The 25959-nt window shown below is 69.8% G+C and carries 24 protein-coding genes and 2 pseudogenes; 11 read left to right on the forward strand and 15 right to left on the reverse strand.

What is annotated here, in order from left to right:
- Positions 1 to 70: 70 nt before the first annotated feature.
- The 7 genes from ccsB to hemL all read right to left on the reverse strand — a co-directional run bounded on the left by ccsB (position 71) and on the right by hemL (position 8370).
- Positions 71 to 1153, reverse strand: coding sequence for a c-type cytochrome biogenesis protein CcsB (ccsB, locus tag PZB75_RS12080; protein ID WP_275535309.1), 1083 nt, complete (start codon positions 1151 to 1153; stop codon positions 71 to 73).
- Positions 1150 to 3162 (reverse strand): cytochrome c biogenesis protein ResB, encoded by a 2013-nt coding sequence (locus PZB75_RS12085; protein ID WP_275535310.1) that lies wholly within the window; start codon positions 3160 to 3162, stop codon positions 1150 to 1152. Before PZB75_RS12085 ends, ccsB begins: the two co-directional genes overlap by 4 nt.
- A gap of 4 nt (positions 3163 to 3166) precedes the next feature.
- Positions 3167 to 3904, reverse strand: a complete 738-nt coding sequence (locus tag PZB75_RS12090) for a cytochrome c biogenesis protein CcdA (RefSeq protein ID WP_275535311.1) — start codon at positions 3902 to 3904, stop codon at positions 3167 to 3169.
- Between the two features lie 31 nt (positions 3905 to 3935).
- Entirely contained in the window at positions 3936 to 4541 is a 606-nt protein-coding gene (locus PZB75_RS12095; RefSeq protein ID WP_275535312.1) for a TlpA disulfide reductase family protein, read from the reverse strand.
- 122 nt (positions 4542 to 4663) lie between these two features.
- The gene (locus PZB75_RS12100; RefSeq protein ID WP_275535313.1) at positions 4664 to 5914 is read right to left on the reverse strand and encodes a hypothetical protein; all 1251 of its coding nucleotides are present in this window, start codon (positions 5912 to 5914) and stop codon (positions 4664 to 4666) included.
- A 363-nt stretch (positions 5915 to 6277) separates the two neighbouring features.
- Complete coding sequence (locus tag PZB75_RS12105; protein ID WP_275538682.1) at positions 6278 to 6925, reverse strand: histidine phosphatase family protein; 648 nt, start codon at positions 6923 to 6925, stop codon at positions 6278 to 6280.
- A gap of 128 nt (positions 6926 to 7053) precedes the next feature.
- Entirely contained in the window at positions 7054 to 8370 is a 1317-nt protein-coding gene (gene hemL / locus PZB75_RS12110; RefSeq protein ID WP_275535314.1) for a glutamate-1-semialdehyde 2,1-aminomutase, read from the reverse strand.
- Between the two features lie 129 nt (positions 8371 to 8499).
- Here hemL and PZB75_RS12115 point away from each other — a divergent pair, with 129 nt between their 5' ends.
- Positions 8500 to 9081, forward strand: coding sequence for a hypothetical protein (locus PZB75_RS12115; RefSeq protein WP_275535315.1), 582 nt, complete (start codon positions 8500 to 8502; stop codon positions 9079 to 9081).
- Positions 9082 to 9148: 67 nt separating this feature from the next.
- Here PZB75_RS12115 and PZB75_RS12120 read toward each other — a convergent pair.
- From PZB75_RS12120 to PZB75_RS12140, 5 genes and pseudogenes are all read right to left on the reverse strand, one after another.
- Positions 9149 to 9394: pseudogene (locus PZB75_RS12120) on the reverse strand (site-specific integrase); the annotation flags it as partial.
- A gap of 305 nt (positions 9395 to 9699) precedes the next feature.
- Complete coding sequence (locus tag PZB75_RS12125) at positions 9700 to 10104, reverse strand: NUDIX hydrolase (protein ID WP_275535316.1); 405 nt, start codon at positions 10102 to 10104, stop codon at positions 9700 to 9702.
- Positions 10105 to 10155: 51 nt separating this feature from the next.
- Positions 10156 to 11070 carry an FAD-dependent oxidoreductase gene (locus PZB75_RS12130; protein WP_275535317.1) on the reverse strand — a complete coding sequence of 305 codons (915 nt, stop codon included), beginning with the start codon at positions 11068 to 11070 and terminating at the stop codon, positions 10156 to 10158.
- A gap of 4 nt (positions 11071 to 11074) precedes the next feature.
- Entirely contained in the window at positions 11075 to 11644 is a 570-nt protein-coding gene (locus PZB75_RS12135) for an isochorismatase family cysteine hydrolase (protein WP_275535318.1), read from the reverse strand.
- 22 nt (positions 11645 to 11666) lie between these two features.
- Complete coding sequence (locus tag PZB75_RS12140) at positions 11667 to 12791, reverse strand: helix-turn-helix domain-containing protein (RefSeq protein WP_275535319.1); 1125 nt, start codon at positions 12789 to 12791, stop codon at positions 11667 to 11669.
- Positions 12792 to 13010: 219 nt separating this feature from the next.
- Here PZB75_RS12140 and PZB75_RS12145 point away from each other — a divergent pair, with 219 nt between their 5' ends.
- The 10 genes and pseudogenes from PZB75_RS12145 (at position 13011) to PZB75_RS12190 (ending at position 21960) form a co-directional block, all read left to right on the forward strand.
- A complete protein-coding gene (locus PZB75_RS12145) occupies positions 13011 to 13478 on the forward strand; it encodes an NUDIX domain-containing protein (protein ID WP_275535320.1) in 468 nt (155 codons plus the stop codon).
- 3 nt (positions 13479 to 13481) lie between these two features.
- Positions 13482 to 14129, forward strand: coding sequence for a hypothetical protein (locus tag PZB75_RS12150; RefSeq protein WP_275535321.1), 648 nt, complete (start codon positions 13482 to 13484; stop codon positions 14127 to 14129).
- On the forward strand, positions 14126 to 15925 hold the full coding sequence (locus PZB75_RS12155) for a DUF4254 domain-containing protein (protein WP_343286228.1): 1800 nt from the start codon (positions 14126 to 14128) through the stop codon (positions 15923 to 15925). The genes PZB75_RS12150 and PZB75_RS12155 overlap by 4 nt, the downstream gene beginning before the upstream one ends.
- 47 nt (positions 15926 to 15972) lie before the next feature.
- Positions 15973 to 16548, forward strand: a complete 576-nt coding sequence (locus PZB75_RS12160) for a phosphoribosyltransferase family protein (RefSeq protein WP_275535323.1) — start codon at positions 15973 to 15975, stop codon at positions 16546 to 16548.
- Positions 16545 to 17705 carry a glycosyltransferase family 9 protein gene (locus PZB75_RS12165; RefSeq protein ID WP_275535324.1) on the forward strand — a complete coding sequence of 387 codons (1161 nt, stop codon included), beginning with the start codon at positions 16545 to 16547 and terminating at the stop codon, positions 17703 to 17705. Before PZB75_RS12160 ends, PZB75_RS12165 begins: the two co-directional genes overlap by 4 nt.
- Positions 17702 to 18838, forward strand: a complete 1137-nt coding sequence (locus PZB75_RS12170; RefSeq protein ID WP_275535325.1) for a hypothetical protein — start codon at positions 17702 to 17704, stop codon at positions 18836 to 18838. Before PZB75_RS12165 ends, PZB75_RS12170 begins: the two co-directional genes overlap by 4 nt.
- Positions 18823 to 19584, forward strand: coding sequence for an SDR family oxidoreductase (locus PZB75_RS12175; protein ID WP_275535326.1), 762 nt, complete (start codon positions 18823 to 18825; stop codon positions 19582 to 19584). The genes PZB75_RS12170 and PZB75_RS12175 overlap by 16 nt, the downstream gene beginning before the upstream one ends.
- Positions 19577 to 20173 carry a histidine phosphatase family protein gene (locus PZB75_RS12180; protein ID WP_275535327.1) on the forward strand — a complete coding sequence of 199 codons (597 nt, stop codon included), beginning with the start codon at positions 19577 to 19579 and terminating at the stop codon, positions 20171 to 20173. The genes PZB75_RS12175 and PZB75_RS12180 overlap by 8 nt, the downstream gene beginning before the upstream one ends.
- Before the next feature lie 90 nt (positions 20174 to 20263).
- Positions 20264 to 21101 (forward strand): annotated as a pseudogene (locus PZB75_RS12185) (IS982 family transposase).
- A gap of 238 nt (positions 21102 to 21339) precedes the next feature.
- The gene (locus PZB75_RS12190) at positions 21340 to 21960 is read left to right on the forward strand and encodes a hypothetical protein (protein ID WP_275535328.1); all 621 of its coding nucleotides are present in this window, start codon (positions 21340 to 21342) and stop codon (positions 21958 to 21960) included.
- A 240-nt stretch (positions 21961 to 22200) separates the two neighbouring features.
- Here PZB75_RS12190 and PZB75_RS12195 read toward each other — a convergent pair whose 3' ends face one another.
- Genes PZB75_RS12195 through PZB75_RS12205 form a run of 3 tightly spaced genes read right to left on the reverse strand, consistent with a single transcriptional unit; the run spans position 22201 to position 25441 of the window.
- Complete coding sequence (locus PZB75_RS12195) at positions 22201 to 22578, reverse strand: STAS domain-containing protein (protein WP_275535329.1); 378 nt, start codon at positions 22576 to 22578, stop codon at positions 22201 to 22203.
- Complete coding sequence (locus PZB75_RS12200; RefSeq protein ID WP_275535330.1) at positions 22575 to 23669, reverse strand: B12-binding domain-containing protein; 1095 nt, start codon at positions 23667 to 23669, stop codon at positions 22575 to 22577. The genes PZB75_RS12195 and PZB75_RS12200 overlap by 4 nt, the downstream gene beginning before the upstream one ends.
- Positions 23666 to 25441, reverse strand: a complete 1776-nt coding sequence (locus tag PZB75_RS12205) for a SpoIIE family protein phosphatase (protein WP_275535331.1) — start codon at positions 25439 to 25441, stop codon at positions 23666 to 23668. The genes PZB75_RS12200 and PZB75_RS12205 overlap by 4 nt, the downstream gene beginning before the upstream one ends.
- Positions 25442 to 25959: the final 518 nt, after the last annotated feature.

The raw sequence follows: 25959 nt of genomic DNA on the forward strand, positions 1-25959 counted from the left end.
GGAAGGCGGTGGCCCGCACGGGCAGGCCACCCACGGTCCGCATTCGGACGATGTCACCCGTACGGCGGTGTCAGACGCCCGCGTAGGAGTGCTTGCCGGTGACGAAGATGTTGACGCCGTAGTAGTTGAAGAGCCAGCAGCCGAAGGCGACCAGCGCCAGGTAGGCGGCCTTCCGGCCCTTCCACCCGGCCGTCGCGCGGGCGTGCAGATAGCAGGCGTACGCGACCCAGGTGATGAACGACCAGACCTCCTTGGGGTCCCAGCCCCAGTAGCGGCCCCAGGCGTCGCCCGCCCAGATCGCGCCCGCGATGATCGTGAACGTCCACAGCGGGAAGACGGCCGCGTTGATCCGGTACGAGAACTTGTCGAGGGTCGAGGCGGCGGGCAGCCGGGACAGCACGGACTCCGCGAACGAGCCGGGCTTCCCGCCGCTGGCCAGCTTGTTCTCGTAGCTGTCGCGGAAGAGGTACAGCAGCGTGCCGACGGCGCCGAGGTAGAAGACGGCGCCGCAGATGATGGCCGTGGAGACGTGAATCCACAGCCAGTACGAGTGCAGCGCGGGCACCAGCTGGTCGCTGGAGGTGTAGAGCACGGTCGTCGCGATGCCGAGGTCCAGCAGCACGGTGGTGACCAGCAGCAGCCCCATCCAGCGGACGTTCTTCTTCAGGAGCAGCAGGACGAGGTACGCGCCGACCGCCACCGTGGAGAAGGTGATGGAGAACTCGTACATGTTGCCCCAGGGGGCCCGCCGCACGGACATGGCGCGGGCGACGACACCGCCCGCCTCGACGAGGAAGGCGAGGACGGTCATGGAGACCGCGATCCGCCCCCACAGGTCGCCCCTGAACGTGCCGCCGGCGGCGCCGGGGCCGTCCGGGACGTCGCGCGAGCCGGTCGCCGACCGGGTGACGATCTTCGGGCGGTCCAGTACGGCGGTGGCGCCGCCCTTCTGGGCGACCCTCACCCGCACGGTGCCCGCGGCGGCCTCGGTGCCGGTGAGAGCGGCGGCCGTGCGTCCCACCTTGCTGCGGCTGCCGAACACCCACTCGGCGATGTGGGCGAAGAAGGCCAGCGTGTAGACGGCCATCGACGAATAGATCAGCACATTGCTGGTGTGTGCCAGATTCTCGTTGGTTGCGGCGGCGAGATTCACTTCTCAGCCCCTTCGGAAGGTTCTGCGGCAGAGTCGGCGGGTGCGTCGGGTACGGCAGGTGCGTCAGTTACGGCGGATGCGTTAGTCACGGCGGGTACATCCGTGACAACGGGTGCGGCGGATACGACAGTTACGGCAGATGCGGTGGAGACACGTGATGCGCCGGGAGCCACGGATTCGGCGGGCCCGGTCTCTGCTCCGGCCCCGGACTCGGCCCCGGCTCCGGACCCGGCGTCAGCGCCGGTCCCGGCTTCGGACGCGGCTTCAGCCCCGGACCCGGCTCCGGACTCGGACTCGGCTCCGCCGCCTTCCCCGTCGCCGGTCGTCGGCGCGGCGTCCGGCGCCGTCGGCGCCACCGCGTTGAGCGAGACCGCGAGTTCGGCCAGTTCCTCGGGGAGCTTCGCGGATTCGCTGCGCCCCAGCCCTGCCATCTCGACGACGGTGACGCCGTCCGCGCCCCGTACCGCCCGTACCCACACCCGGCGCCGCTGGATGAACAGCGAACCGGCGAGTCCGGCGATGGCGGCGACAGCCCCGCCGAGCGCCCAGCCACCGGCGGGCTGGTGCGAGACCTGGAAGCTGGCCCACTCCTCGACGCCCAGGAAGGTGATCGATCCGGCGCCGTCCGGCAGGGTCATCGTCTGACCGGGTGCCAGCCGCTGCTTGAGCTTGTCGCCCTTGCTGTCCTTGAACTCCTTCATCTGGGAGCTGTCCAGCTGGTAGACGTTCTGCGGCAGACCGGAGTCGACGCCGAGGCTGCCGTGGTAGCCGTTGACCGCGAGGACCGGGTCCAGTGCGCCGGGGAACTGGGAGAACATCGTCCCGTTGCCCTCGCCCGCGAAGGTGGGCACGAAGAACGCCTGGAAGCCCAGCTGGTCCTTCTTGCCGTTCTTGTCGCGGTAGCCGTCCATCACCTTGATCGCGCCGGTCGAGGTGATGTTGTTGTCGATGGGCAGCAGCGGTACGGGGGCCCGGTAGACCTCCTTGCCCCTGCCGTCCTTGACGGAGACGACCGGTGCGTAGCCGTGCGAGATCAGATAGACCTTCGAGCCGTCGATGACGAGCGGTTCGTTGACCTTGATGACCGACTTCTCCGGCTTGCCGTCGGCGCCCTTCGAGTAGGTGACGCGGGCCTCGAAGGTGCGGGGCGTGCCGAGCTGCGGGCCGCTGCGCTCGTAGGTGGCGACGAAGTCGTCCAGGACGAAGCTGAACGGGACGAGGGAATCGGTGTGGTAGAGCGAGCCGGCCTTGAAGTCGTCGTACTGGGTGAGCGTGTTGGAGAAGCCGTCGCCCTCGACGATCAGCTTGCCGCCCTCGGACTTGTAGAGCTGCCCGACGGCGAAGGCCACCAGCATCACGATCAGCGCGACGTGGAACACGAGGTTCCCGGCCTCGCGTAGATAGCCCTTCTCGGCTGCGACGGCGTCCCCCGTGGAGTCCGCCCGGTAGCGCCGCTTGCGGAGCATCCCGAGCGCGGCCGCACGGACCTGCTCGGGTTCGGCGTCCGTACGCCAGGTCGTGTACGCGGGCAGCCGGGTCAGCCGCTTGGGGGCGCCCGGCGGCCGGCCGCGGAGCTGTCCGACGAACTGGACGGTGCGCGGCACGATGCAGCCGATGAGCGAGACGAACAGCAGGATGTAGATCGCGGAGAACCACACCGAGCTGTAGACGTCGAAGAACTGGAGCTTCTCGTAGATCGGCGTGACGGTGGTGTGCAGGTCCTTGAAGTTCTGCACCTTCAGCTCGTCGACGCTGTTCTGCGGGATCAGCGAGCCGGGGATGGCGCCGAGCGACAGCAGGAACAGCAGGATCAGGGCGATCCGCATCGAGGTGAGCTGCCGCCAGAACCAGCGGGCCCAGCCGATGACCCCCATCGACGGCAGTTCGGCGACGCGCTCCTCGCGCGGCGCGGTGGAGAGCTGGGTGCCTGCCGCGCCCAGTTCCCGCTCGTTCTCACGCTCGTCGTCGCGTCGGCGCTCGCGCGCCTCGTTCACGTGCGTCTTGCTCATCGGACTAGATCCCCACCGTGAAGCCTTCGGACCATCCCTGCATCTCCTGGATGATGCTGTCCCACACGCCGGTCAGCAGCAGCAGCCCGGTCGCGATCATCATGGCGCCGCCGATCCGCATGACCCATGCGTAGTGCCGCTTGACCCAGCCGAACGCGCCGAGGGCCTTGCGGAAGGCCACGGCGGCCAGGACAAAGGGCAACCCGAGTCCCAAACAGTACGCAACGGTCAGCAGCGCCCCGCGCCCGGCCGTCCCCTGGTCCATGGCGAGGATGTTGACCGCGGCGAACGTGGGCCCGATGCACGGGGTCCAGCCGATGCCGAACAGCGCGCCGAGCAGCGGCGCGCCGGCCAGTCCGGTCACCGGCCGTTTGTGGATGCGGAACTCGCGCTGGGTCAGCCAGGGCATCAGCCCCATGAAGAAGACGCCCATCAGGATCATCAGGGCGCCGAGGACCTTGGTGAGCGCGCCCGCGTACTCCTGGAACAGGTCGCCGAAGTAGCCGAAGAGCGCACCGGTCGAGACGAAGACGGCGGTGAAGCCGAGGACGAAGAGCGAGGCGCCCGCCACCACCCGGCCGCGCCGCGCGTGCGCGAGGTCGGTGCCGCTTATGCCGGTGACGTACGAGAGGTAGCCCGGCACCAGCGGCAGGACGCACGGCGAGAAGAACGAGAGGAGCCCACCGAGTACGGAGATGGGCAGGGCGACCAGCAGGGCGCCGCTGTAGACCGTCTCGTTCATACCCGGGTCCGGGACGAGGAGGAGCGCATGGTCACTTCTCCGCGATCAACGGGTCGATCATCTCGTGCAGCTTCTCGTCGTCGACGGCGGCGAGCGTGCGGGCCGCGATCTTCCCGTTCCGGTCGATGACCAGCGTGGACGGGATCGCCTTGAGGTTGAGGGTGCCCTTGTGGAAGCGGAGGATGAGCTTGCCGTTCGGGTCGTAGAAGCTCGGGTACGGGACCCCGTAGTCCTCCTCGAACGCCACCGCGGAACTCTTCTGCGCGTCCCGGGTGTTGATCCCGACGAACTGCACGCCCTTCGCCTCGGTCTCCTTGGCGACCTTCACGAAGTGCTTGGCCTCGTTGCGGCAGGGCGGGCACCAGGAGCCCCAGACGTTCAGCACGACGACCTTCCCCTTGTAGGCGGCGAGGTCCAGGTCCTTGCCGTCGAGGGACTGGCCGGCGAGCTTCGGGGCGTCCTTGCGCTCTGCCTCGGGCACCGTGGAGATGCCGCTGCTGCCGGTCACGTACTTGGTGTCACCGCCCCCGCCCGTCTTGTTCCCGTCCCCGCCGCACGCGGAGAGGGTGAGGGCGGCGGCAGCGGTGACCGCGGCGAGCAGGGTGACGCGGCGCCGGGAAGCGATGCCATGGCTCATGTGAAAAGTTTCGCATGGCGGTCCCCGGGATCTTGGGCACCCCCCTCGGTGCCCCGTAAAGACCGATGTCAGGTTTGCCTAAAGTTGTGCTTGCCTGAAGTTGTCCGGCCCGCCGGAGACCGTCACGCCTGCTTGAAGAACGTGTTCCAGCCGCCCGCGGGGGCCTGTCCGACCTCCAGGGAGCGGAGCTTGGTGAGCACCGCCGGGTCCTGGGCGTCCAGCCAGTCGACGTACTGCCGGAACGACACCAGCCGCACATCGGGCTTTCCGGCGACGTGCTTGATGGTCTCCTCGACGGCGTCCATGTAGATCCCGCCGTTCCACTCCTCGAAGTGGTTGCCGATGTAGAACGGCGCGCGGTTCGTCGTGTACGCGCGGTCGAATCCGGCGCGGTACGCCTTGGTGGCCTGGGCGCGCCACTCGGGATAGCGGGAGGTCATTCCCTTGGTCGAGTTCTTCGACTGGTTGGCGAGGATGTTGTAGTCCATCGACAGGACCTCGAAGGAGTGTCCGGGGAACGGAACGCCCTGGAGCGGCAGGTCCCAGACGCCCTGGCGCTTGACCGGCCACATCTGACGGCCGCCCGGCGAGCTGGCGTCGTACCGCCAGCCCAGCTTCTTCGCGGTCGGCAGCAGATTGTCCTGGCCGAGCAGACAGGGGGTGCGTCCGCCGACGAGTTCCTTGCGGTAGTCGAAGGGCAGCGGGTCGAGGTCGGTCCAGCCGGTGTTGGTACGCCATTCGGTGACGAAGGAGATCGCCTGGTCGATCTCGCTCTGCCACTGGGCGGGCGTCCAGCGCTCGACCGATCCGGAGCCGGCGCAGAAGTGCCCGTTGAAGTGGGTGCCGATCTCGTGGCCGTCGAGCCACGCCTCGCGCACGTACTTCAGTGTCTCCTTGATGTGCGGGTCGCTGAGATAGCCGATGTCCGAGGCACCGACGCGGTTGTTCGGCGGACGGTAGAGGGTCTGCTTGGACTCGGGCAGCAGATAGAGCCCGGAGAGGAAGAAGGTCATCCCCGCGTCGTGCTTCCGGGCGAGTTCGAGGAAGCGCGGGAAGAGGCCGTTGCCGACCTCGCCCGCCCCGTCCCAGGAGAAGATCACGAACTGCGGCGGCGTCTGTCCGGGTTCGAGCGGGACCGGGGCCGCGGGCTGCTTCGGCTGCTTGCCGGTGTCGGCCGTGGAACCGTCACCGATGGCCCGGACGTCCTTCTTGGCGGTCCCGCCTCCCTGGCCGTTCCCCGAGGACCCGCCGCCCTTCGCGCTCTTCTCCGGGGCCGCCCCGCCCTTGTCGGACGAACTGCAGCCGGCCACTCCGATGGCCGCCGCCGCTCCGATGCCGGCTCCGAGCAGACCCCTTCGGCTGATGTCGTGCATACCGTCCCCATTCGCGGTCGTTTCACCTCAAGCCCATACAAACGGGCAAGCACTTAGATGAAAAAAGCAACACGAGGGTTCCTATGATTAACATACAAAATCTTTGCGTGAGCATGTCCTTACGGTGGGGTGAGGATGTGCCCCCGTCATGTGCCGAATACGCGACTCATGTGCGGCTGATGTGCGCCTGACGTGCGGCCCGTGTGCCGATGGGATGTGCACCACCCCCGCGGCTCCGCGCACGCGAAAAGGCGAAAAGAAAAAGGACGGGCCCGGAACACGTCGTCAGACGCGTCCCGGGCCCGTCCCGAGAACGGGAGAAGGGGCGGCGGGAAAAGAGCGACGGCCGCCGCGAAGACCCCGTCAGGCGCCGAACGCCTTGGACTTCCCCTTCACCGGCTTCGCACCCGCGAGCAGATGCGTGGGCACCAGATCACGGGCGGGCTCGCTGTACCCGACCGAGACGATCTTGTCCCCCTGGTACGTGAAGGTGGTCAGCGAGGCGAGCGTGCACTGGCGCTTGCGCGGATCGTGCCAGAGTCGGCGGCGCTCCACGAAGCTGCGGACGATCCAGATCGGCAGCTGATGGCTGACGCAGACCGCCTCATGGCCGCGGGCCGCGTCGCGCGCCCGGTCCAGGGCGCCCATCATCCGTACGACCTGTTCCAGATACGGCTCGCCCCAGGAAGGGCGGAACGGGTTGGTGAGGTGCCGCCAGTTCGCCGGCTTGCGCAGCGCGCCGTCCCCGACACCGAAGGTCTTGCCCTCGAAGGCGTTGGCGGCCTCGATGAGGCGGGGATCGGTGGCCAGGTCGAGCCCGTGCGAGGTGGCGATCGGCGTCGCCGTCTCCTGGGCGCGCTCCAGCGGGGAGGCGACGACATGGGTGATGTCGCGCTTCTCCAGGTGCTCGGCGACCCGGTCGGCCATCTTCCGGCCGAGCTCGGAGAGGTGGTAGCCGGAGCGGCGCCCGTAGAGGACCCCGTCCGGGTTGTGCACCTCGCCGTGCCGCATCAGGTGGACGACGGTGATGTCCTTGCCGCGACCACCGCGGCCACTGTTGCCCGCACCATCCGCACCACCCGCACCGCTCGCGCCGCCCGCACCGCCCGCGCTCACGTTCCGGCTGTCGTCGCTGTCACTCATGCGGTGGCCTCCGATGCGGCGCGGGCCGCGGCGGGCAGGGCGGCGGCGATCCGCTCGACGGCCTGCGTGTCATGGGCGGTGGAAACGAACCAGGACTCGAACGCGGACGGCGGCAGATAGACGCCCTGCGCCAGCATCGAGTGGAAGAACGCGGTGAAGCGGAACGCCTCCTGCCGCTTCGCGTCCTCGTAGTCGTGGACGGGCTCGTCGGTGAAGAAGACGGAGAACATGTTGCTCGCGGCGGACACCGTGTGCGCCACGCCCTCCTTGGTCAGCGCCTCGCCGACCAGCGCGCGGATCTCCGCGGAGACCGCGTCGACCTTCGCGTACGCCGCGTCGTCGAGCAGCCGCAGCTGGGCGAGGCCCGCGGCGGTGGCGACCGGGTTCCCGGAGAGGGTGCCCGCCTGGTAGACGGGGCCGGCCGGGGCGAGGTGCGCCATGACGTCGGCGCGCCCGCCGAACGCGGCGGCCGGGAAGCCACCGCCCATCACCTTGCCGAAGGTCATCAGGTCGGGCCGCACCCCGTCGACGCCGTACCAGCCCGCCTTCGAGGTACGGAACCCGGTCATCACCTCGTCGGAGACGTACAGCGCGCCGTGCGCGGCGCAGATCTCCCTCAGCCCGGCGTTGAAGCCGTCCAGCGGCGGTACGACACCCATGTTGCCGGGCGAAGCCTCGGTGATCACGCACGCGATCTCGTCCGGCCGGGCGGCGAACGCGGCGCGGACCGCGTCCAGGTCGTTGTACGGCAGCACGATCGTGTCGCCGGCCTGCGCGCCGGTGACCCCGGGGGTGTCCGGCAGCCCGAAGGTCGCCACCCCGGACCCGGCGGAGGCGAGCAGCGCGTCCACGTGACCGTGGTAACAGCCCGCGAACTTCACCACCTTGGCCCGGCCGGTGAAGCCCCGGGCGAGCCGGATCGCGGACATGGTCGCCTCCGTGCCGGACGACACCAGCCGTACCTGTTCGACGGGCCCGACACGGGCCACGATCTCCTCGGCGAGCGCGACCTCGCCCTCGCCCGGCGTACCGAACGAGGTGCCGCGCGCCACGGCCTCCTGGGCTGCGGCGACGACCTCCGGGTGGGAGTGACCGAGGATCATCGGCCCCCACGAGCACACGAGGTCGACGTACTCACGCCCGTCGGCGTCCGTGAGGTACGGACCGGACCCGAACACCATGAACCGGGGCGTACCGCCCACAGCCCGAAAAGCCCGGACAGGAGAGTTCACGCCGCCGGGCGTCACGAGGGACGCGCGGTCGAATAGCGTCTGCGAAACTGGGGCGTCAAAGGGAAAGCTCACACAAGCCATGGTGTCAGAGACACGGACGGTCTTGCGGACAGGTGTTTCACCGCACGCTCGTGGGGGAGGTCACTGACACGATGATCGGGTTGCACGGCGGGGGCCGTGTCTCCTAAGAAGTAGTCGGGTGGATGAGATATGCATCGCGGTGGCGGACTGGGCGAAGGGACCGACGACCCGGGGCCCTCGCCTGCCCGGCGGGGGCGGCACCGGCGCGAGGCTGAGCGCGCGCAGGGCATACAGGCCGGAAACGCGCAGACCGGGAGCAGGAGCAGTGGCCGGGTGGGGGTGACCTACAAATACTTCGGTGCGCCCGACGGGGCCACCGCCGCACGCGTGCCCATCTCGATGCGCCCGGAGGAGCTGGGCGGCGACGAGCTGGGCATGGGCGGCATGTTCACCAAGATCAAGCCGGAGACGGTGGCGGCGATGGTCCTCACCGGCATCCAGGGCATACCCCTGCACAAGGTCCCCCCGCTCGAACTGGTCGTGCTGCACCCGGACTACGCGGTGGTGAAGCTCCCGATGACGGTCGTCGACCCGCTGCGCGGCGTCGGCGAGGAGTCGGTGGGCGCGGCGGCCTTCATCTGGTCGACGGTCCCGGACCGGGGCGGCCCGCGCGACGCGTTCAACGTGTACCAACTGCTCCACGAATGGCAGGATTTCAGCCACCGCCTGCATGACGCGGGGCACCAGGCTTACTGCCTGGTGTGGCCCTGAACGGGGGCTTCTCACGGATCGGGCGGGGCTTTCGGGTCCCGCTCTCGCTAGTGCCTGAGAGGGGCCGTCAGGCAGCCAGGGCACATTGAGGGCACATTGGTTTCGCTTGGGGCACTGATGTGCCCTGGGCGGCAGCGGGATCGCCGTCGTCCTCGGTCTCGGCTTCCGTGAAGGCATCATCGATCGCCTTGCGGGTGCGGGTCTCGCGGGACGGCAGCAGGTGGGTGTACGTCCGCAGCGTGAAGCCCGGGTCCGAGTGGCCGAGGTACTCGGAGAGGGCCTTGATGCTCTCGCCCGCGTCCAGGAGCACGGAGGGGTAACGGACATGGAGCACACAGAAGAGACGGGAAGCTACTCAGCGATCAAGGCAAGCCCGACACCTCATCGCCGAGAACCGGACCGCTGTCCAGGATCTCGCCGCCCGACCCGACACCCCCTACGCCGGCGACGTTCTCGACGGCCTCGCACAAGAAGCCCGCTTCCTTGCCCAAGCCTTGATCACCCAGGCTTGATACGCCCCAGTCCCTTGGCGTCGGCACGGAACGCGCCGACCTCAGAGAGCCTTGGCTTTCCCGAACTGGATGAATCCCGAAGGGGAGATGTCCGGCTTGGCCCGGATCACGAGAGCAGAGCCGCATCGAGATAGTCCTGCACCGGCTCGAACAGTCCGTAGGGCACGTAGTGCGGGATCTCGCCGTGCGCGACCCAGGCCGGACCGGCTACTTCGTCCGCACTCGCGATGCCCGCATCGCCGCCAGAGGTTCTGCACACGATGTAGTGGATCTCCCGGCCCGTCATGGGGTGAAAGCGTTGCCCGAGCACGATCTGCGAAGTCACCAGCAGCCCGGTCTCCTCCCGGGTCTCACACGCCGCCGCCTCCCCCGCAGCCTCCTCGGATTCGATCTTCCCTGCCGAGAACTGCCACAAGAGCGCGCCCTCCGACACGCGCCGTCGCACGAGCAGTACGCGCCCGTCCTGCGCGACGACGGCGGCTGCGACCGCCGGATTGATCTCAGTGGTCATGGAGATCTCCTCCCGAGAGCGTGGGTCGTCGCGTATCCCGCCGCCGTGGTCTCAGCCCTTGGTGGGCACGTCCCTGGCCGCGTAGTAGGCGTGTAGTGCGGCCTCGCTGCCTGATCCCAGGGCGGTCATGATCCGTTGGAAGCGAGCGGAGCGGAGGTCGCCGGCCACGATGACGCGGGGGTGCTGCTCGGCCGGGGGGCAGTATCCGTCCCGGCCCCGGGTCAGGTCGCCGGGCGGGGCGGTCGGGGCGTTGCCGATGCTGAGGTAGGCGGAATCCGCTGTGATCGTTTGCCGCGTGCCGTCCTGGCCCACTGCTTCCGCCGACACCGGGGTGCCCTCTGCGGGCTTCAGCGTCAGGTGCTCGACGGGGACAAGGGCGACGCGCGGATCGTCCCGGATTTCCTCGATCTTGTACGCGTCGGCTGCCGGGTACACCACGAGCAGGCGGGTTTCTGTGGTCGGGTGGGCGCGCAGGAACGTGCCGATCGGGCGGTCACCACCCAGGACGAGAAGGGTGCGCCCCTGAGCGTCGTCAGCTTCGGCCTCCCAGAGCGGGGGCAGGGAGAGGGAGCCGGGGGCAGTGATCCAGGTGACGTCGTGGGGCTGGAGGGGGCCGACGCCGGTGGCGACGACAGCGTACGGGGCCGTGAGACGCGCACCGGTGTCGACCGTTACGGTCACCCGGTCGTCATCGGCGCGGAGTTCAGTGACACGCCTGCCGAGTTCGAGGCGGCACAGCTCGGTTCCCTTCAGTTCCGCCACGATGGCGTCGGCCAGGTCGGGACCGTTGGTGTGGCCGCCGAGGACGTTGTTCAGGGCCGGGATCCGGTAGAGATTGCGGCACAGCCGGTCCGGCTCGACCAGGATCGTGCGCATGCCCACGCCGGCGGCCATGCGGGCGGCGGCGCAGCCGGCCGGCCCTCCGCCGATGATGATCAGGTCGGTGTCGAGCGGTGTGTCGGCCATGAGGCTATTCCAGCACCGGGTCGGCCACACGCGTATCGAGTTGGCCCATCACATGCTCGGCGTCCACGAGTTGGCCTGTTCCGATCAGGCGCCGGGCGACGAGCAGACCGGCGTCGTGGACGTCCGGGCCGGCGTCGCTGGCACAGGCGTCCGTGACGATCCAGGGCGCGTATCCGTGCTCGAAGGCGTCTGCGGCGGACTTCAAAACACAGCTCTCGGTGGCGATTCCGCAGAAGACGAGGTCGGTCCAGCCGGTCCGGCGAATCAGTTCTGCGGCCTCGGGTGTGAAGAGCGTGTATCCGGTCTTGTCGACGCCTGCGTGCGCGTGGCACGCCGCCTCGGCGAGCTCGGGAACGATGTCGGTCTCGGGTGGTTCCTGGAGCCGACGCCATTGGAAGAAGCGCTCGTAGGGGCTGTCGGGATAGTTGAAGTACCGGGTGAAGACGACAGGGCGCCCGGCTGCGGACCATCTGGCGACGAGGTCGACGACTGCCGGCACGACGTGGCGACTGTGGTGGTTGACGAAGCCGTTCTGCATGTCGATCACGACCAGTGCGGCACTGCTGATGTCCATCGGCTCTCACTCCTGCCCGTTCTCAGCCGGCGCTCTCGCGCAGAGCTTCCTGTGCGGTGCGCAGCCGTTCGGCCAATCCGCTGGTCTTCATGATGGCCTCCCGCATCAGGACGTGTTGCGCGGTCTCCTGAGCACGGGCGGTGGTGAGCCGGGAGGCGGCGGCGCGCAGGAATCGCCAGCCGTACCGCTCCGGCATGGAGGGGTCCTGGCCGTCCTCGACCATCTGCTGGATGTGGCGGGTGAAACACCACAGGGCCTGGACGGTCAGTTCGCAGGCGACCAACTCGTCGGTGGTGAGGCTGCGCTCGCTGGAGTGGGAGGCGTAGGCGACGCCGGACCAGCCGGCGTACGCGGTGGACACTCCCCGTACACCGAAGGACACGATGTCCGGGTGGTCGAAGCCGGTGGCAAGAAGCGACTCCTCGACCGTGCAGGCCAGGGGCGCGGGCCCACCCGACGCCCCGCGGTCGACCAGAACCGAGGGTGTGCAGAGCAGGCGCAGTGCCGTGTCGTAGGCGTCGCCGGCCCACGGGCCGGAGGTGAGGCAGTAGAGGGAAAGGACGTATTCGGGGTTGGGGGTCTCGGCGTGGTCTCCGTCGAGGAGTTCGCGGATCTTGTCCCGGGCCCAGGGGAGGTCGGACGCGTAGGAGCGGTAGCGCCAGACGGCCAGGTCCGTCAGCGCGACAGGTTCGTGCGGCTGGACAAGGTGGAAGACGGCTACCCCGCAAGCGAAGACGTGCAGGACACAGCTCTGCGCCTCGGGATGGTCCAGTCGGGCCGAGGAGGACTCCAGCCACTGAGCGTCCACACTCGGTGTCAGGTGCTCCCGGAGCCGGCCGGTGCGCTCGACGCCGATGAAGACCGGCAAAAACTTGTGGGAGTCGACTTCGATCCGTCCTGTGACGGGTGCAGCCGCGTCACTCAATCCCAGCGCTTCCGCGAACCGGGTCTTCGCGTCGTCGGGTGCGTGACCGAGCGCGGTGTCGAGAATGCCCTGAGACTCGGCGCGAGGCTGGTAGCCGGCACCGCCTGCCTCCCAGTTCGACACCGTCCGGTCGCTGACCCCCAGGTAGGCGGCGAAGTCCCGCAGGCTCATGCGCAGGGCGTCGCGTAGCAGCCGGGCTTCCCGGCCGGACCATCTCTGCACCGTGACCACCGCGGTACCCCCTGTCCATCACCCGGTGGAACGACCGAACGACCAGCGTAGCCAGCCTTGTTCAGCAGTGCTGCGGCATTGCTGCAGCGCCCGTACATCACACTCCGCAACCGTCTTGCTCCATGCTGAATCCACCGCGCCGGGGCCAGCCACCACCAGGCAGCCCCTTCGCCGTTCTCTCCTGCACCACCACCAGAAGGAGCAACCGGCATGACCGACATCGTCAAGCGCAACGCCCGCGCCATCCTCCTCGACGGCGACGAACTGGTCCTGATCAAGCGCACCAAGCCGGGCAGGGAGCCGTACTGGGTGACGGTCGGCGGAGGGGTCGAGACGGACGACGCGACCATCGAATCGGCTCTGCACCGCGAGGTGTTCGAGGAGCTCGGCGGCAAGCTGGCACGCGCCGAACTGGTCCACCTGATCACCGACCAGTTGGAGGGCGGCGTCGGCGTCCAGCACATCTTCGCCGCGCGCCTGGAGTCGATGGACCTGGCCGCGCGTACGGGAACGGAGTTCGCGAAGCCGGAACGGGGCGAGTACGAGGTGGTACGCGTCCCGTTCACCGGCGAGGCGGTCCGCGAACTGAACCTGATGCCCCCGGAGCTCGCCGAGTTCATCGCCGCCAACACGTACGCGATCACCTCCGTCCTCGGCACCCCGATCCGCGAGGCGTGAGCGATGACGCGAGCCCCGGACTTCGTCAGCCTCAACGGCCCTGACAACGTCGGCAAGACGACCCACCTGGTGCGGCTGGCCGAACGGTGGGACAGCTTCCAGCCACTGGGCGCGGTCCACGAGCACGATCCGGAGCCCTGGGAACGGGTGGCCGCCGGCGACTACGCCCGGTGGTGGTTCGAGACGTCCACGACCGTCGAGCTGACCGAGATGCTGCTCGCCGGTCATGCCAAGCGGGCCGCCGCACGCGAGACCGGGCGAACGGGTCTGCTGGACCGGGGCCTGCCCATGCTTCTCGCCGTGGCCGCTGCGACCTGCGTGGTCAAGGATGGGCTGACCGTCGGCGAGGCGTTCAAGACCGTGACGGGAATCGCCGGTGCGCGGGCCGCCACACCCGAGACGTCCATCCTCCTGCTCCCGTCATCCGACGCCGAACGCAGTTACGCCATCACCAGCGCCCGCGAGGGCCGACCCTGGACCGGGATCTACCCGGACTACCAGAAGACGCTGCACGCCGTCCTGCTCCGCCAGGTCGACCACGGTGCGTTCACCGCGGTCGTCGACTGCGAGGACCGCTCCTTGGACGCCGTGCACAGCGACGTGCTCGATCGTCTCGGCCTCAGCCGACTCACCGACGGGAGTCCCCGATGACTCAGAACTCCCCGCCCCTGGTGTTACCACCCAGTTTGTCCCGCACCGTGGCAGCGCTCCCGGACAAGGACCGGAACCGCCTGGACGACACCATCACCCGGCTCCACACCGTCAACGGGCGCCTGTGGGACACCGAGGACCGGGTGCGCGGCGCCTTACTCTCCGCCGCCCAGGTCGCCGACTGCAAGCGCGAGATCGACCAGCTCAATGCCGAACGGAACCTGCTCGCCGAGCGGGCTGACGAGGTCCTCGGCTCACTGGCCGACGCAGGCCGCGCCGACGCACCGCTGCACACCGAAACGCTCGCCTCCGTCATCGACCGCCTCTCGGTGCTGACACTGAGGATCTGGCACAGCGAACGGGCAGCTGCCCGGGACGAGCTGGCCCGCCGACGTGTCCCCGCCCTCCACGGCCAACGGGAGGAACTGCGCGCCGCCCTCGACGCGCTGGTCTCCGACGTCGTCGCAGGCCGCCGCCGGCTCCCCGTACCGGCTCGCTTCAAGCTGTACGGCCAGGACGACGCCGCCCCCGCAGAGATCAAGCCGAGTCGGCGTCTGCGCCGGGTCCTCGCCTTCGGTGGACTGAGCGAGTGCGGCAAGAGCACCAGCGCCGAGTTCGTCCAGCGCACCTGCGGTGCGCAACGCTTCAAGATCGGCTTCCTGTTGCGGCAGGCGGCCCACCGGGAGGGTCTCGCAGACCCGTATGCCCTGTCGCCCCGTCGGCAGGCCGAGCTGCTGCTCGGTGAGCTGAACCGTTTCGCGGACGCGCACGTCGACACGGAGCTGTTCACCATCGAGTCCGTCCACGACGACGCCTCGATCGCCGAGCTCAAGCGACTCATGGGCGACGCACTCCAGATCGTCTACCTGGACGCCTCCTTCGCCGTTCGCGTCGAGCGGTCCGGCACTCCGGCACAGGCCGTCGCCGCGAAGGACGAGATCAAGATGAGCCGTGGCGCCCACCAGGTAGCCGCGCTCGCCGACCACGTCATCGACAACACCGGCAGCATCGCCGCCCTCCGCGCCCACCTCCGGCGCATCGCCGCCCCGCCCGCATCCACGGCGCTGCGCGCGGCCACTCCGTACGGGCTGGGACTGCCTGCCGCCATAGCCTCGGCGACGGCCGACTTTACCGACGCGGTACGGGCCTACGGCTCGGGCGTACGGCTCGCAGCCCTGACCGGCAGCCCTGGCGAGGGCAGCTGGATCGCCGGCTGGTCCGACCTGGACCTCCTCGTGATCGCCGAGCACGAGGCCATCGGCCGGGTCCACGAAGTCCTGGAGCAGTACCGGACGGCCCTCGGCGGTGCGGCCTCCCTCGGCCCCACGCTCGTCACCCCCGGCGAACTGACCGCCCGACGCCTCACTCCGCGCCTGGCGTTCGTCCTCCACCAGATCCAGCAGGGCAGCCCTGTCCTGCATGCCGCACCCGGCCTCGAACTGCCGAAGATCAGCCGAGGCGAGCTGGCGTTCGCCGCTGTCCGGGAACTCCCCCAGGTCATCCTGACCATGCGCCGTCTGCGCGCCGACGCGGGGCCGACCACACTGCGGCAGCTCTACAAGCACCTCGTGCTCGCCTGCCGCCTGCTCCTGCGCGAGCACAACCAGTGGGAGTCCGGCCCCGATCGGATCCTCGCCGCGGCCTCCCGCATGCCGGGCCTGACGGCCCTCTCGGTGCCCTCTCTGGCCGAGATCTCCAGCGCTTGGCGCGACGGCGAGGCCGGGCTCGTCCTCAAGCCCGTCACCATGGCCGTCGACCAGCTCCTCACCTGGTACGCCGTCCAGCTCGCCGCCTGAACAGGCTTTCTCTCCCTCCTCGTTCTCCGTCCGACAGGAGCTTCGCCATGCCCGAAACCATCGCCGTGCCGTCCTTCACCGCCCGGATCGTCGAACGGCTCAGCGTCGGAGCCACGAGCCGCCGCGAGCGCGTCATCCATTCCTTAGACGGCCTGGAGGACCCGGTCCACCCCGAGACCCTCGCCACCACCGGAGCCGACCTCTGGCGTCTGCTCCAAGAGCAGGTGCCGGACGGACTCGGCTCCGTGGACTTCCTCCTCGGCCTGGACGCCGGCGGCATCCTGCCGACCGTTTCCCTCGCCGGCGCCGCTCAGCTCCCGTACAAGATCGCCTGGAAGCTGCACCTCCCGCTCGGCGGCGCGGTCCGCTTCAGCGAGCCCCACGCGATGCGCACCGACGTCTTCGCGTACGGCATTACTCCCGGCCAGCGCATCGTCATCGTGGACGACGAAATCACCACCGGCCGGACCCTGGCCGACCTCACCCGCCGCCTCCGCGAGGCCGACGCCGTCCCACTGGCGGCGGCCTGCCTGGTGGAGGACACGACTCGCGGCGCCCGTGACCTGCTCACCGACCTCGGTCTGCCGCTCGTCTCGCTCACCACGATCGAGGGCACGGCATGACAGCGGTCGCTCCGGCGAGGATCCAGTTTCACCACGGCTCCCTGGTCATCCCCGCCGGGGCCGTCCACACCACCCCGCTCGGGTACGACCGGGGCAGCGTCCCCATCGGCGCACCGCTCCCGCTGGCCGCCTCCGCCGAACTCGTCCACCGCCTGAGCGGGTGCGGCGAGATCGTCGTGGCCTTCGAGGGGAAGCTCGGTGACTCGCTCCTCGCCCTGTCGGGGGTCCGCGCGGTCCTCGACTGGCTGCGGCTGCGGTCTGTACGCGTGGCCGTCCGGGCGGTGGGTCCGTACGCGGGGCTGATCGCCCGCACTGCGCTGATCACGCAGCCCCAGGCCACCACGCCCAACGGCTGGCGGGCCGTGATCGGCGACCGCACGGGTGTTGAGGCACACGGCTCGGAGGCGGCGGTGAGCCTGGTGCTCGACCCAGCCGCCCCGCCGTGCTGGTCGAGCGACGGCCGCGCCAACCCGGACCTGCCCGCCCGCCACTACCTGGCGCTGGAGCGCCGCCTCGGCATCCGCCTGCCCGGCACGGCTCCTTTCGCTCCCACCCTCGCGACCGGGCCGAACAAGCTCGTGGAGGAACTGCGCTCGGCGGGCTGGCTGGGCGGTCTGACCATCGCCGCCATCACCGCCACCAGTTGGCCGGAGCGCAAGGACTACACCGCCCAGAGCTACATCGCCCTCGCCGAGCACATCGCCGAGGCACAACAGGCCCAGGCCCGGCTGCTGCTCATCGACGGCAACCCAGGCCACGGCCTCCGCGTCACGGCGGAGGCTCCCCGGCGTCACGTGCAAGCCCTCCACATCAACGGGATGCCAGCCGACGGCCTCGTCGACCTCTTGCCGCACTGCCACCTGATCGTCGGCAACGACACCGGCCTCACCCACCTCGCCGCGATGACGCGCGGCGGCCGAGATGGCGGTGGCCCGCCGGTCATCGGCCTGTACGCGCGCCATAGCCATAGCAAGTGGCGCACCGGCCTGCCGCACCATCACGCCGTCGCCACCAACCTGTCCGACCGCATGCACCAGGGCGACCTCTGCCCCGTCCGCGACGCCATCGCCCCGGACACGGACGTGCACATGGACGCCTTCCCGCCCGCCATGCTGGCCCAGTTCGGCCTCAAACTACTCAACGAGGTGGGGCGATGACCTTCCAGCCTCTCTTTCGGGTCGGGCCGGTGCGACGCTTCACCCGCAACCTGCTCTGCCCGGTCGACCTCTTCGGCCACTCGCTGCTCCTGAAGTACACCCGCAACCCGGCCGAGGCCGGAGAGGAGATCCACGGCCACGCCCGCCTGGCCCGGCACTATCGTGTCCCCGCCCTCCACACCCACCTGCGCGTACCGGGCGGACACCTCCTCGCGTACGAACGCCTGCCCGGCGGCACCGACCAGGGACTTCTCCTCGACCTTCTCAACACAGACGGGCCGACCAGCCACCTCCACACCTACATGGACCAGCTCACTGCCGCGTACCAGGAGGTCATCCTCACAACGGCATGGCCGGCCGATCCGGCGCACGTCGTCCGCAAGCTGTACTGGGACCGCGCGGCACCCGGCGGCCGACTCGACACGTACTACGCCGGCCAGGACTTCCTGATCGCCGACGGCCTCGTCGACATCCCGGTATCCCGCCTCAACACCTACGCCCTGAAGATCAACGGCCGCCGACACCATCTGGATTGGGCCGCCACCCTCCGCTGGCTGCGCGCGCACTTCGCCACGGCAGAGCCGGTCTGGGCGGCCCTCACCCAAGGCGACCCCACCGATGTCAACCTCGCCCACCCGCTCGCCTGGTTCGACTACGACACCGCGGGAATGAACAGCATCCCCGGCGAGTTCGCCAACTTCCTCTGGTACGCCTCCGCTCTCGGCGGCTGGCTCGTACCCACGTACAACCCGACCGCCTTCGCCGACCACCCCGCCACCTTCACCCACGTCCCGGCCAACACCCCCGAGATCCGACGAGCGGCGATCGATCACGCCACCAGCACCATCCACATCGACTACACGCCGCACCTCTCTGCACCTCGGCGAGCCGCCGTGACCGCGTACTGGAACAAGCTCGTACGACCGGTCGCGGACCGTCTCTGGCCCGGCGAGGACCTGGCGAACCTGCTCCGCCCCTACCTCGCCATGCGCATCCTCGGCGTCTACAACCTGGCCGACCTGGCCTCCGAGGACCGGCTCGTCCTGCTCGCCCGTCTTGCCGAGGCCATGAGCCCCGCCTTCGACCCCACCACCTACTTCTGCCCGCTGGAGTCGCCATGCCCGGCCCCCTGAACGGTCGCACTGCCCTGGTCAGCGGAGCCACCGGCGGCCTCGGCTCGGCCATCGCCCGCCGTCTCGCCGCCGACGGCGCCACCGTAGCCCTCGCGCACCTTGATGACGCCCTGGCCGCAGCCGAGCTCGCCGCCCACATCACCGGCAGCGGCGGCGCCGCAATCTCCCTGGCAGCCGACCTCCGCGACGCCGAGGCCGCGCACGCCCTATGCCACCAGGCTCACGACCGGCTCGGCCCGATCGACATCCTGATCAGCAACGCCGGCGCCTACCCTCGCCGCCCGTGGACAGAGACAACACCGGCTCACTGGGACGAGGCTCTGGCCTCTAATCTGACCAGCCACTACCTCCTCGCCCACAAGCTGACCCCTGCCATGACGGCCGCCGGCTGGGGCCGGATCATCACCATCGGCTCGGTCCTCGCCACGGCGGGCCGTCACGACCTCGCCGGCTACATCAGTGCCAAGGCCGGCCTCGAAGGACTCACCCGTGCCCTCGCACGCGAACTCGGCCCAGTCGGCATCACCGTGAACTGTGTCGCCCCCGGTTCCATCCGCGTCCCCGCTGAGGACACCGTCGTCAACGATCCGGAAGCCATGACCACCCGGCAGCTCGCCCGCCAGTGCGTCCAGCGCCGAGGCCGCCCGGAGGACATCGCCGCGGCCGTCGCCTTCCTCGCAGCCGACGACGCCGGCTTCATCACCGGCCAGACCCTGCGCGTCGACGGAGGCTGGATCCTTGGCTGACATCTGGCTCATGCGCCACGGCGCCTACGAAGGTCACCGCCCCGGATACCACGCCCCGCACGAAGCCGCCCTCACGCAGGAGGGCCGCGAGCAGGTACGCCGCTCCTTGCCCCTCCCTGAGGGCGTCACCGCGATCGTCACCAGCCCGATCCCCCGCGCCCGGCAGACCGCCACCCTCGTCTCGCACCTCACGGGCCTGCCGATCGTGGCCACCTCCGGTCTCCTCGCCGAATGGCGCGCCCCGAGCATCGTTCTCGGCCGCACGGCAGAGACCTACCCGCCGGCCTACCGCGCCTGGCGAGCCCGCCGCCTCGCCAACCCCTCCTCACGCTGCGAAGACGGCGAAAGCCTGACCGACCTCCACACCCGCGCCCGCTACTGCGCCGCCTTCCTCCACCACACCGCTGGACGCCATGGCCCCCTCCTGGCCGTCTCCCACACCCTCCTCCTCGGCGTCCTCACCCACCTCCCAGAAGGCCCCACCGCCTTTACCACGGCCGCCGCGAAGGCCCCATGGCAGTTCGCCGAACTCCGGCTTCTGCCTGCCCATCAACGAGCGGCACCTGGCCTGCAGCGACCTCTCCAGTAAGTGGCCGTACCCCAGCCACTAACTGGACGAGTAGTTCCACATACCGGCGGTGTGTCCGGGAGCTCAGAAGAGGGCGTCCAAGATCGTTTTGTGACGAACGAAGACTTGGACGCCCTCATCACCGGACTGGACGTGAAGATCGACGACGAGATCGGAAGGACACGATGGCTGGGCAGGCCACCGCAGTTGTGCGGCTCCGAACTCGCGTGTCTGGCCGTCGCACAGGCCCTGCTGGGCTTCGCCTCGGAGGCCCGCTGGCTGCGTTTCACCCGCGACAACCTCACGGCGATGTTCCCGTACCTGCCTGAGCGACCCGGATACAACAAGCGGCTGCGGGCTGCGTTGTCACTGATCAAGAAGGCGATACTGCTGCTGGTCACGGACACCGACTTCTGGTTCGGCAACCACTGGATCGTCCACTCCACGCCGGTGCCGTGCGGCATGTCACGGCCGACGGTGAAACGGTCGGACATGGCCGGCTGGGCCGGATACGGGTACTGCGCCTCGCACTCCCGTTTCTACTGGGGTCTGCGGTTGTTCCTCGTCTGCGCCCCGACCGGCATGCCGATCACTGGGCCCTGGACAACCCGAAGGTCGACGAGCGGAAGGTGCTGGCCACCATGCTGGACCGCGAACCGCACCTGGCCGCCGCAAGGGCCGGCCTGCCACTGATCGCCGACAAGAGTTACGCATCCAAGGCATCGAGCCCGATCTCGCCTACCTGGGCACCGAGTTGCTCCGCCCGTCCTTCAAGCAGGAGGAACTCCGGAAGGGCGAGCCGTTGTGGAAGTCTGTGCGGCAGCTGATCGAGTCGGTCGCCGACACATCGAAGGGCCTGCTCGACCTGAAACAGCACGGCGGCCGAACCTTCGAGGGCGTCACCGTCCGCATCGCCCAGCGCATCCTCGCCATGGCATCGGCCATTTGACACAACCACAAGAGGTGCCACGGTCCCGCGCTCGCTGACCGCATTCGATCACTGAACACATCGGAACCTCGCCAACGGCGGCGTCGTCTGGCCGGAGACCATCACGCTCGACGACTGGGCCAACGGACCCGCCGTGCCGAAGCGACCCGGGAGACCGTCGTGATGCTACGGCACTCCCGGCATCGCACGCGCCCTACAGCTCGCAGCAATCGCGTGCTCCCACACAGCGGCCCAGCGCTTGGCCGAGGACGCACTCACGACCTGCGCCTCCGACATGGAACTGTGCGGCTTCGTCCCCGTCATCGGCCAGGACGGCGAACGCACCACCCCGCTCGCCGACGGCAGCGTCCGCCTCCATCACGACGAGGATCAGCTCGTCGACCCCGAGAAGCTGGCCGGGGTGTTCGTCACCCCTCTCACCGAGCTGTGGTCACGGAGCAGGGTCGGTGGCCAGGAAACGTTCGACGGGATCTGGCTGCGCGCCACCGTCTTCGACGACACCGTCTGCCGCGTCGAGGTCACCGCACAGGCCCTCGCCAACGGCGTACGGCGCCCCGCCGTCCCGACCCGCAGCCCCGCCCTTGTCTCGGGCAGTTCCCTCGCCCACCTCATCGTCGAACGCGACGACGCGGACCCGGAACGCCCCTCACGCCTCGGCGCGGCCGGCTATGGACCCGCCGGAGTCGTCCTGGCTCGCAACCTGATCACCTGCATCGACACCTGGGGACGCGACCGCACCGCGACACCGCGCATGACCATCCACCCGGCCGAGACCCCCGACAGCTCCCTCGCCCCGGGGCACGTCATCGACAAGGGCGACAGCCGTGTGGTGCTCCTCTTCCCCGAGACAACCGCATGAGCGACATGCGAACAGGCGATCACGCCCCGAGGTCTCAGCCGGACAACGCGTCCCCGAGCCGGATCGGGGCGCCCGGAACCGGCCGGGGCCCCGCGTCGCGGGAACAGACCCGGTTTCGGGCCGACGGTCCGTGGCCCCGCAGGCGGAGCACGCCGTTCCCGGCCGAGTGGGGAGCAGACGGGCGGGAAGCAGACGGGCGGGAAGCGAGCGGGCGGGAAGCAGGCGGGCCGGTCCTCGGGTCTACGAGCTCTCGTCGGTGTGTGCCGACTCCGCCCGGTGTGTTCCGGCCGCCGGCATGAAGAGCTGCCGGGTTCCGGTGATCTTCAGGATTCGTTCGAGGAACGACGGCGGGTTGTCCAGATGCAGACGCACCCCGCGGGCGTCCGTCCTGCGGTGGGTCAGCAGAAGAGCGGACACCCCCATGGAGTCGCACAGCTGGAGCTGCGCGCAGTTGAGGCGCAGATCACGCGGGTGCGGGTGGTCGGCGAGGCATTCCTCGACCTGCCGGACGAGTTCGTCGCTGGTCTCGTAGTCCAGGTCACCGACCAGGCGCAGCTGTACGGTGCCCGGTCCGGCTTCCACGGTGATGGTGAAGGGCGGGCGGGGCAGGGTGGTCATGCGTGGGCTCCGGGGTGTTGGGCGGTCGGTGGCAGAGCGCCGTTCAGCGCGAGGCGCGCCTGGTCGAGCAGCCGGACGGATCGGGGAAAGTCCTTGAGTTCGACCGCCAGGATGTCAAGGACCGGGTGCAGGGACCGGGCGGGGACGTGGCGGGCGGTGAGGATTCCCGCGGTCCAGGTCACGAAGGTGGTGAACAGCTCGGCGTCGTCGGTGTAGAGGGCGACGGCCAGGAATTCGACGATGTGGGCGATGTCCTCGGCCGTGTGCTGGCGTTGCTGATCGGTGTAGGCGGCCATCGCGGGGAAACGCTGCTCCAGTCGCGTCAGGCTCTCCCTGACCAACTGCCCCTGGGAGCGGACGACGAGGGTGTACTCCTGGTCGGCGAGGTGGGGCAGGTCGTCGATCTGCAGTCGTCCTGCGGCCAGGTTCGGTGCCGGGATGCCCCGCGCGAGCTGTTCGGCGGCGGTACGGGCGTCGGGCGCCCAGGCGTTCGCGCCGAGCAGGCGCGCGTACCGCCCGTCGGGCCCGAAGGCCGCCCCGCCCGCCAGGACGGGTACGCCGACGGCCTGACAGGCCGTGATCGCCGCGTGCGCGGTGGGCAGCCGGGTGGGGATGGAGGAGGACAGCGCGACCACGTCCGAACCGCTGCTGTGCAGATGCGTGATGAGGTGCTGGGTGGGCACCTGGGCGCCGAGGAAGTCGACCTGCCAGCCCCGCAGCGTGAGGACTTCGGCGAGCAGACGGGCCGGCAGCACGTGCCACTCCTGGTCGACGCAGGCCACCGTGATCCGGCCCAGCCGCGGTGTGGTGCGGGCCGCGAAGTGGCGGGCGAGGGCGGCGATGACGCGTTCGGCTATCGCGCTGGCCGCGTGTTCCTGGGCGACACTGATGCGGTTGGCCGCCCACTCCGCGCCCACCTTCGACTGCACGGGGGCGATCAGGTCCAGCAGGACCGTCTCGGCGTCCGTACCACTGTCCAGAGCGGTGAACACGAGGCCGGTGGCCGCGTGTTCGTCCCGGTCGGTGACCGCGGTCCACAACTGCTCCCGCAGTTCCTGAAGGCCGCTCGGGTCGGTGGTACACGCGTTCATGCGGTGTACCTGCCCCGGGTGCGGCCGTTCACCGCACTCAGATGCGTACTGCGCGGCGCGGTGATCGCCACCACGGCCATGTCGTCGTGGCTGCCACCGCCCAGCCACTGGGACGCGAGCATCTGCACCCGCTCGACCACGGCCTCGCCCGGCATGTCCGCGCATTCCGACAGCGCCCGCTTCAGACGCTCCTCGCCGAACATCTCGTCACCGAGCGGGCCGCCCCGGGCCTCCGTGATGCCGTCGGTGTAGAGCAGACACGTCTCGCCCGGCTGGAGGACGGTCTCCACGCTGTGCGCCTCGATCTGCGCGAGGGCTCCGATCAGGCTGCCCCGGGTTCGGATCTCCTCGACACCGCCGTCGTCACGTACCACCAGCGGCGTGGGATGACCGGCCGAGGTCAGGCGCAGCCGCACCTGGTGTTCCGTGCGCCGGACCGAGGCCATGACCAGGGTCGCGAAGCGGGTGTGGTGCGAGTTGAGGAGCGCCCCGTTGAGGAGTCTCAGCATGCGTTCGTGGTCGTCGGCCATCGGCATCAGCGCCTGTAGCGTGTTACGGATCTTGCCGGTGAGCACGGCCGCGTCCAGACCCTTGCCGCAGACGTCGCCCAGGACCACCAGGGATTCCTCCGCGGCTGTGCTGCCGGGGTGCACGTCGTAGAAGTCACCGCCCACCCGCTCCCTCGACCCGGCGGGCTGATAGCCCCCGGCGTACTCCACGCCGTGCACCCGGCGCAGTCGGGGCGGCAGCAGATCACGCATCAGGGTCTGGGTGATGCCGCTCTGTTCGGCGTACAGACGGGCCGCGGACAGGGCGGCCCCGGCTCGGGCGGCGAACAGCCGGGCGAAGACCTCCTCACTCTCGCTGAACCCCTTCTGGCCCTTGCCGCGCAGCAGGATCAGCGCCCCGGCGGGCACCCCGTGGCCGGGCAACGGGGTAATGACGACCGATCCGACGACCCCCGTGAAGCCCGCCGGGAGCACCCAGTCGGGCAGGGCGGCGGGGTCGATCCAGCGGGAGGGTACGGGCGGGAACCCCTGCAGCGCCTCGCTCAGGCCCGGGAGCAGGGACGGGTCCGCCGTGACGAGGGACCGGGTGGCGTCCCGGCCGGAGACGGCGTGCGCGACGGGCAGCTTGCGGCCCGAGGCAGGGGTGACGACCACGGCGACGTCCGCGAGGTGTTCGGCGGCGAGTTGTGCGGTGGCGAGCATGCACCGGTCGGTGTTCAACGAGGCCAGCAGGACGTTGGACGCCTCCGCGAGGAACGTGGTGCGTTCGCGTTCGGCGGTGAGCGCCTCTTCGGCGAGCCGCCGGTCGGTGTCGTCGACCAGCCACCACACCACGTTCCCGTCCTGGCCCAGGGTGGGACGGGCCTCGAAGCTACGGGCCCCGATGCGTCCCCGGGCCGGTGGGAGGTCTCCGCCGGGGGGACGGGGGCCTGCGTTGTCCGCGGGTCGGGGGCCTGTGCCGTCCTGAAGCCGAGGACCGGAGCCGTCCTGGGACCGGCGGCCGGAGCCGCCCTGGGACCGGCGGGCTGACAGCCCTATGCGCTCGTCCACGTCGTGATGCGCCTGGGCCAGCCAGCACGGCAGCGCGTCCGCCATGCTCACGCCGGGCACCACGCCTTCCAGGAAGGAGGCGGCGGCCTGGTTGACCTCGGTGACGGTGCCGGACGGATCGGCCACGATCACGGGGTGCGGGGCGAGGTCCCACAGGCCGGGTGCGGGCCGCTGGTCGGTCTTCGTGACGGAGTTTCCTTTGGGAGTAGCCATGAGGCGGGACCCGACGGGTGCGAGCCGCACCACCTTCCAACTGGACGAAAAACACTTTCCCTGCGGCAAACAGTGCCCAGGTGCTCCGCGAATAGCAACCCGCGGACCCGGCCGCCACCGCCCGCGGGCCCACCACTTCACGTCCCGTCCATGGCCCCGTTCCGGAATCTTCACAGAGGTGGCGAGGAAGGAAGACGACATCCGTTCGTTCGCTTGGCCGCCGGGGACGGGACGCGGAGACGGACCGCCGGAGACGGACCGCCGGCCGGATCGCCGCACACACCGGAGCCGGGGTGGTCACGTGGCCCGCCCGCCGCATACACCCGTCCCCATTGCCCACCACCCGCCCCTCATCGCCCGCTATCCGTCTCCCGCCTCCCGCCCCACATCGCCCGCTATCCGTCTCCCGCCTCCCGCCTCCCGTCTCCCGTCTCCCGTCTCCCGCCTCCCGCCTCCCGCCTCCCGCCTCCCGCCTCCCGCCTCCCGCCTCCCGCCGAAGGTCACCACTGACCGGTCGC

The organism is Streptomyces sp. AM 4-1-1 (assembly GCF_029167625.1).
GTDB lineage: Bacteria > Actinomycetota > Actinomycetes > Streptomycetales > Streptomycetaceae > Streptomyces.

Excerpts from the sequence above, each read along its gene's own strand:
- PZB75_RS12100 (WP_275535313.1), bottom strand. The coding sequence starts at position 5,914 with ATGCACGACATCAGCCGAAGGGGTCTGCTCGGAGCCGGCATCGGAGCG.
- PZB75_RS12155 (WP_343286228.1), top strand. The coding sequence starts at position 14,126 with ATGACTCAGAACTCCCCGCCCCTGGTGTTACCACCCAGTTTGTCCCGC.
- PZB75_RS12115 (WP_275535315.1), top strand. The coding sequence starts at position 8,500 with ATGCATCGCGGTGGCGGACTGGGCGAAGGGACCGACGACCCGGGGCCC.
- PZB75_RS12145 (WP_275535320.1), top strand. The coding sequence starts at position 13,011 with ATGACCGACATCGTCAAGCGCAACGCCCGCGCCATCCTCCTCGACGGC.
- PZB75_RS12165 (WP_275535324.1), top strand. The coding sequence starts at position 16,545 with ATGACAGCGGTCGCTCCGGCGAGGATCCAGTTTCACCACGGCTCCCTG.
- PZB75_RS12090 (WP_275535311.1), bottom strand. The coding sequence starts at position 3,904 with ATGAACGAGACGGTCTACAGCGGCGCCCTGCTGGTCGCCCTGCCCATC.
- PZB75_RS12160 (WP_275535323.1), top strand. The coding sequence starts at position 15,973 with ATGCCCGAAACCATCGCCGTGCCGTCCTTCACCGCCCGGATCGTCGAA.
- PZB75_RS12170 (WP_275535325.1), top strand. The coding sequence starts at position 17,702 with ATGACCTTCCAGCCTCTCTTTCGGGTCGGGCCGGTGCGACGCTTCACC.
- PZB75_RS12205 (WP_275535331.1), bottom strand. The coding sequence starts at position 25,441 with ATGGCTACTCCCAAAGGAAACTCCGTCACGAAGACCGACCAGCGGCCC.
- hemL (WP_275535314.1), bottom strand. The coding sequence starts at position 8,370 with ATGGCTTGTGTGAGCTTTCCCTTTGACGCCCCAGTTTCGCAGACGCTA.
- PZB75_RS12150 (WP_275535321.1), top strand. The coding sequence starts at position 13,482 with ATGACGCGAGCCCCGGACTTCGTCAGCCTCAACGGCCCTGACAACGTC.
- PZB75_RS12095 (WP_275535312.1), bottom strand. The coding sequence starts at position 4,541 with ATGAGCCATGGCATCGCTTCCCGGCGCCGCGTCACCCTGCTCGCCGCG.
- PZB75_RS12130 (WP_275535317.1), bottom strand. The coding sequence starts at position 11,070 with ATGGCCGACACACCGCTCGACACCGACCTGATCATCATCGGCGGAGGG.
- PZB75_RS12135 (WP_275535318.1), bottom strand. The coding sequence starts at position 11,644 with ATGGACATCAGCAGTGCCGCACTGGTCGTGATCGACATGCAGAACGGC.
- PZB75_RS12125 (WP_275535316.1), bottom strand. The coding sequence starts at position 10,104 with ATGACCACTGAGATCAATCCGGCGGTCGCAGCCGCCGTCGTCGCGCAG.
- PZB75_RS12085 (WP_275535310.1), bottom strand. The coding sequence starts at position 3,162 with ATGAGCAAGACGCACGTGAACGAGGCGCGCGAGCGCCGACGCGACGAC.
- PZB75_RS12105 (WP_275538682.1), bottom strand. The coding sequence starts at position 6,925 with ATGCGGCACGGCGAGGTGCACAACCCGGACGGGGTCCTCTACGGGCGC.
- PZB75_RS12175 (WP_275535326.1), top strand. The coding sequence starts at position 18,823 with ATGCCCGGCCCCCTGAACGGTCGCACTGCCCTGGTCAGCGGAGCCACC.
- PZB75_RS12195 (WP_275535329.1), bottom strand. The coding sequence starts at position 22,578 with ATGACCACCCTGCCCCGCCCGCCCTTCACCATCACCGTGGAAGCCGGA.
- PZB75_RS12200 (WP_275535330.1), bottom strand. The coding sequence starts at position 23,669 with ATGAACGCGTGTACCACCGACCCGAGCGGCCTTCAGGAACTGCGGGAG.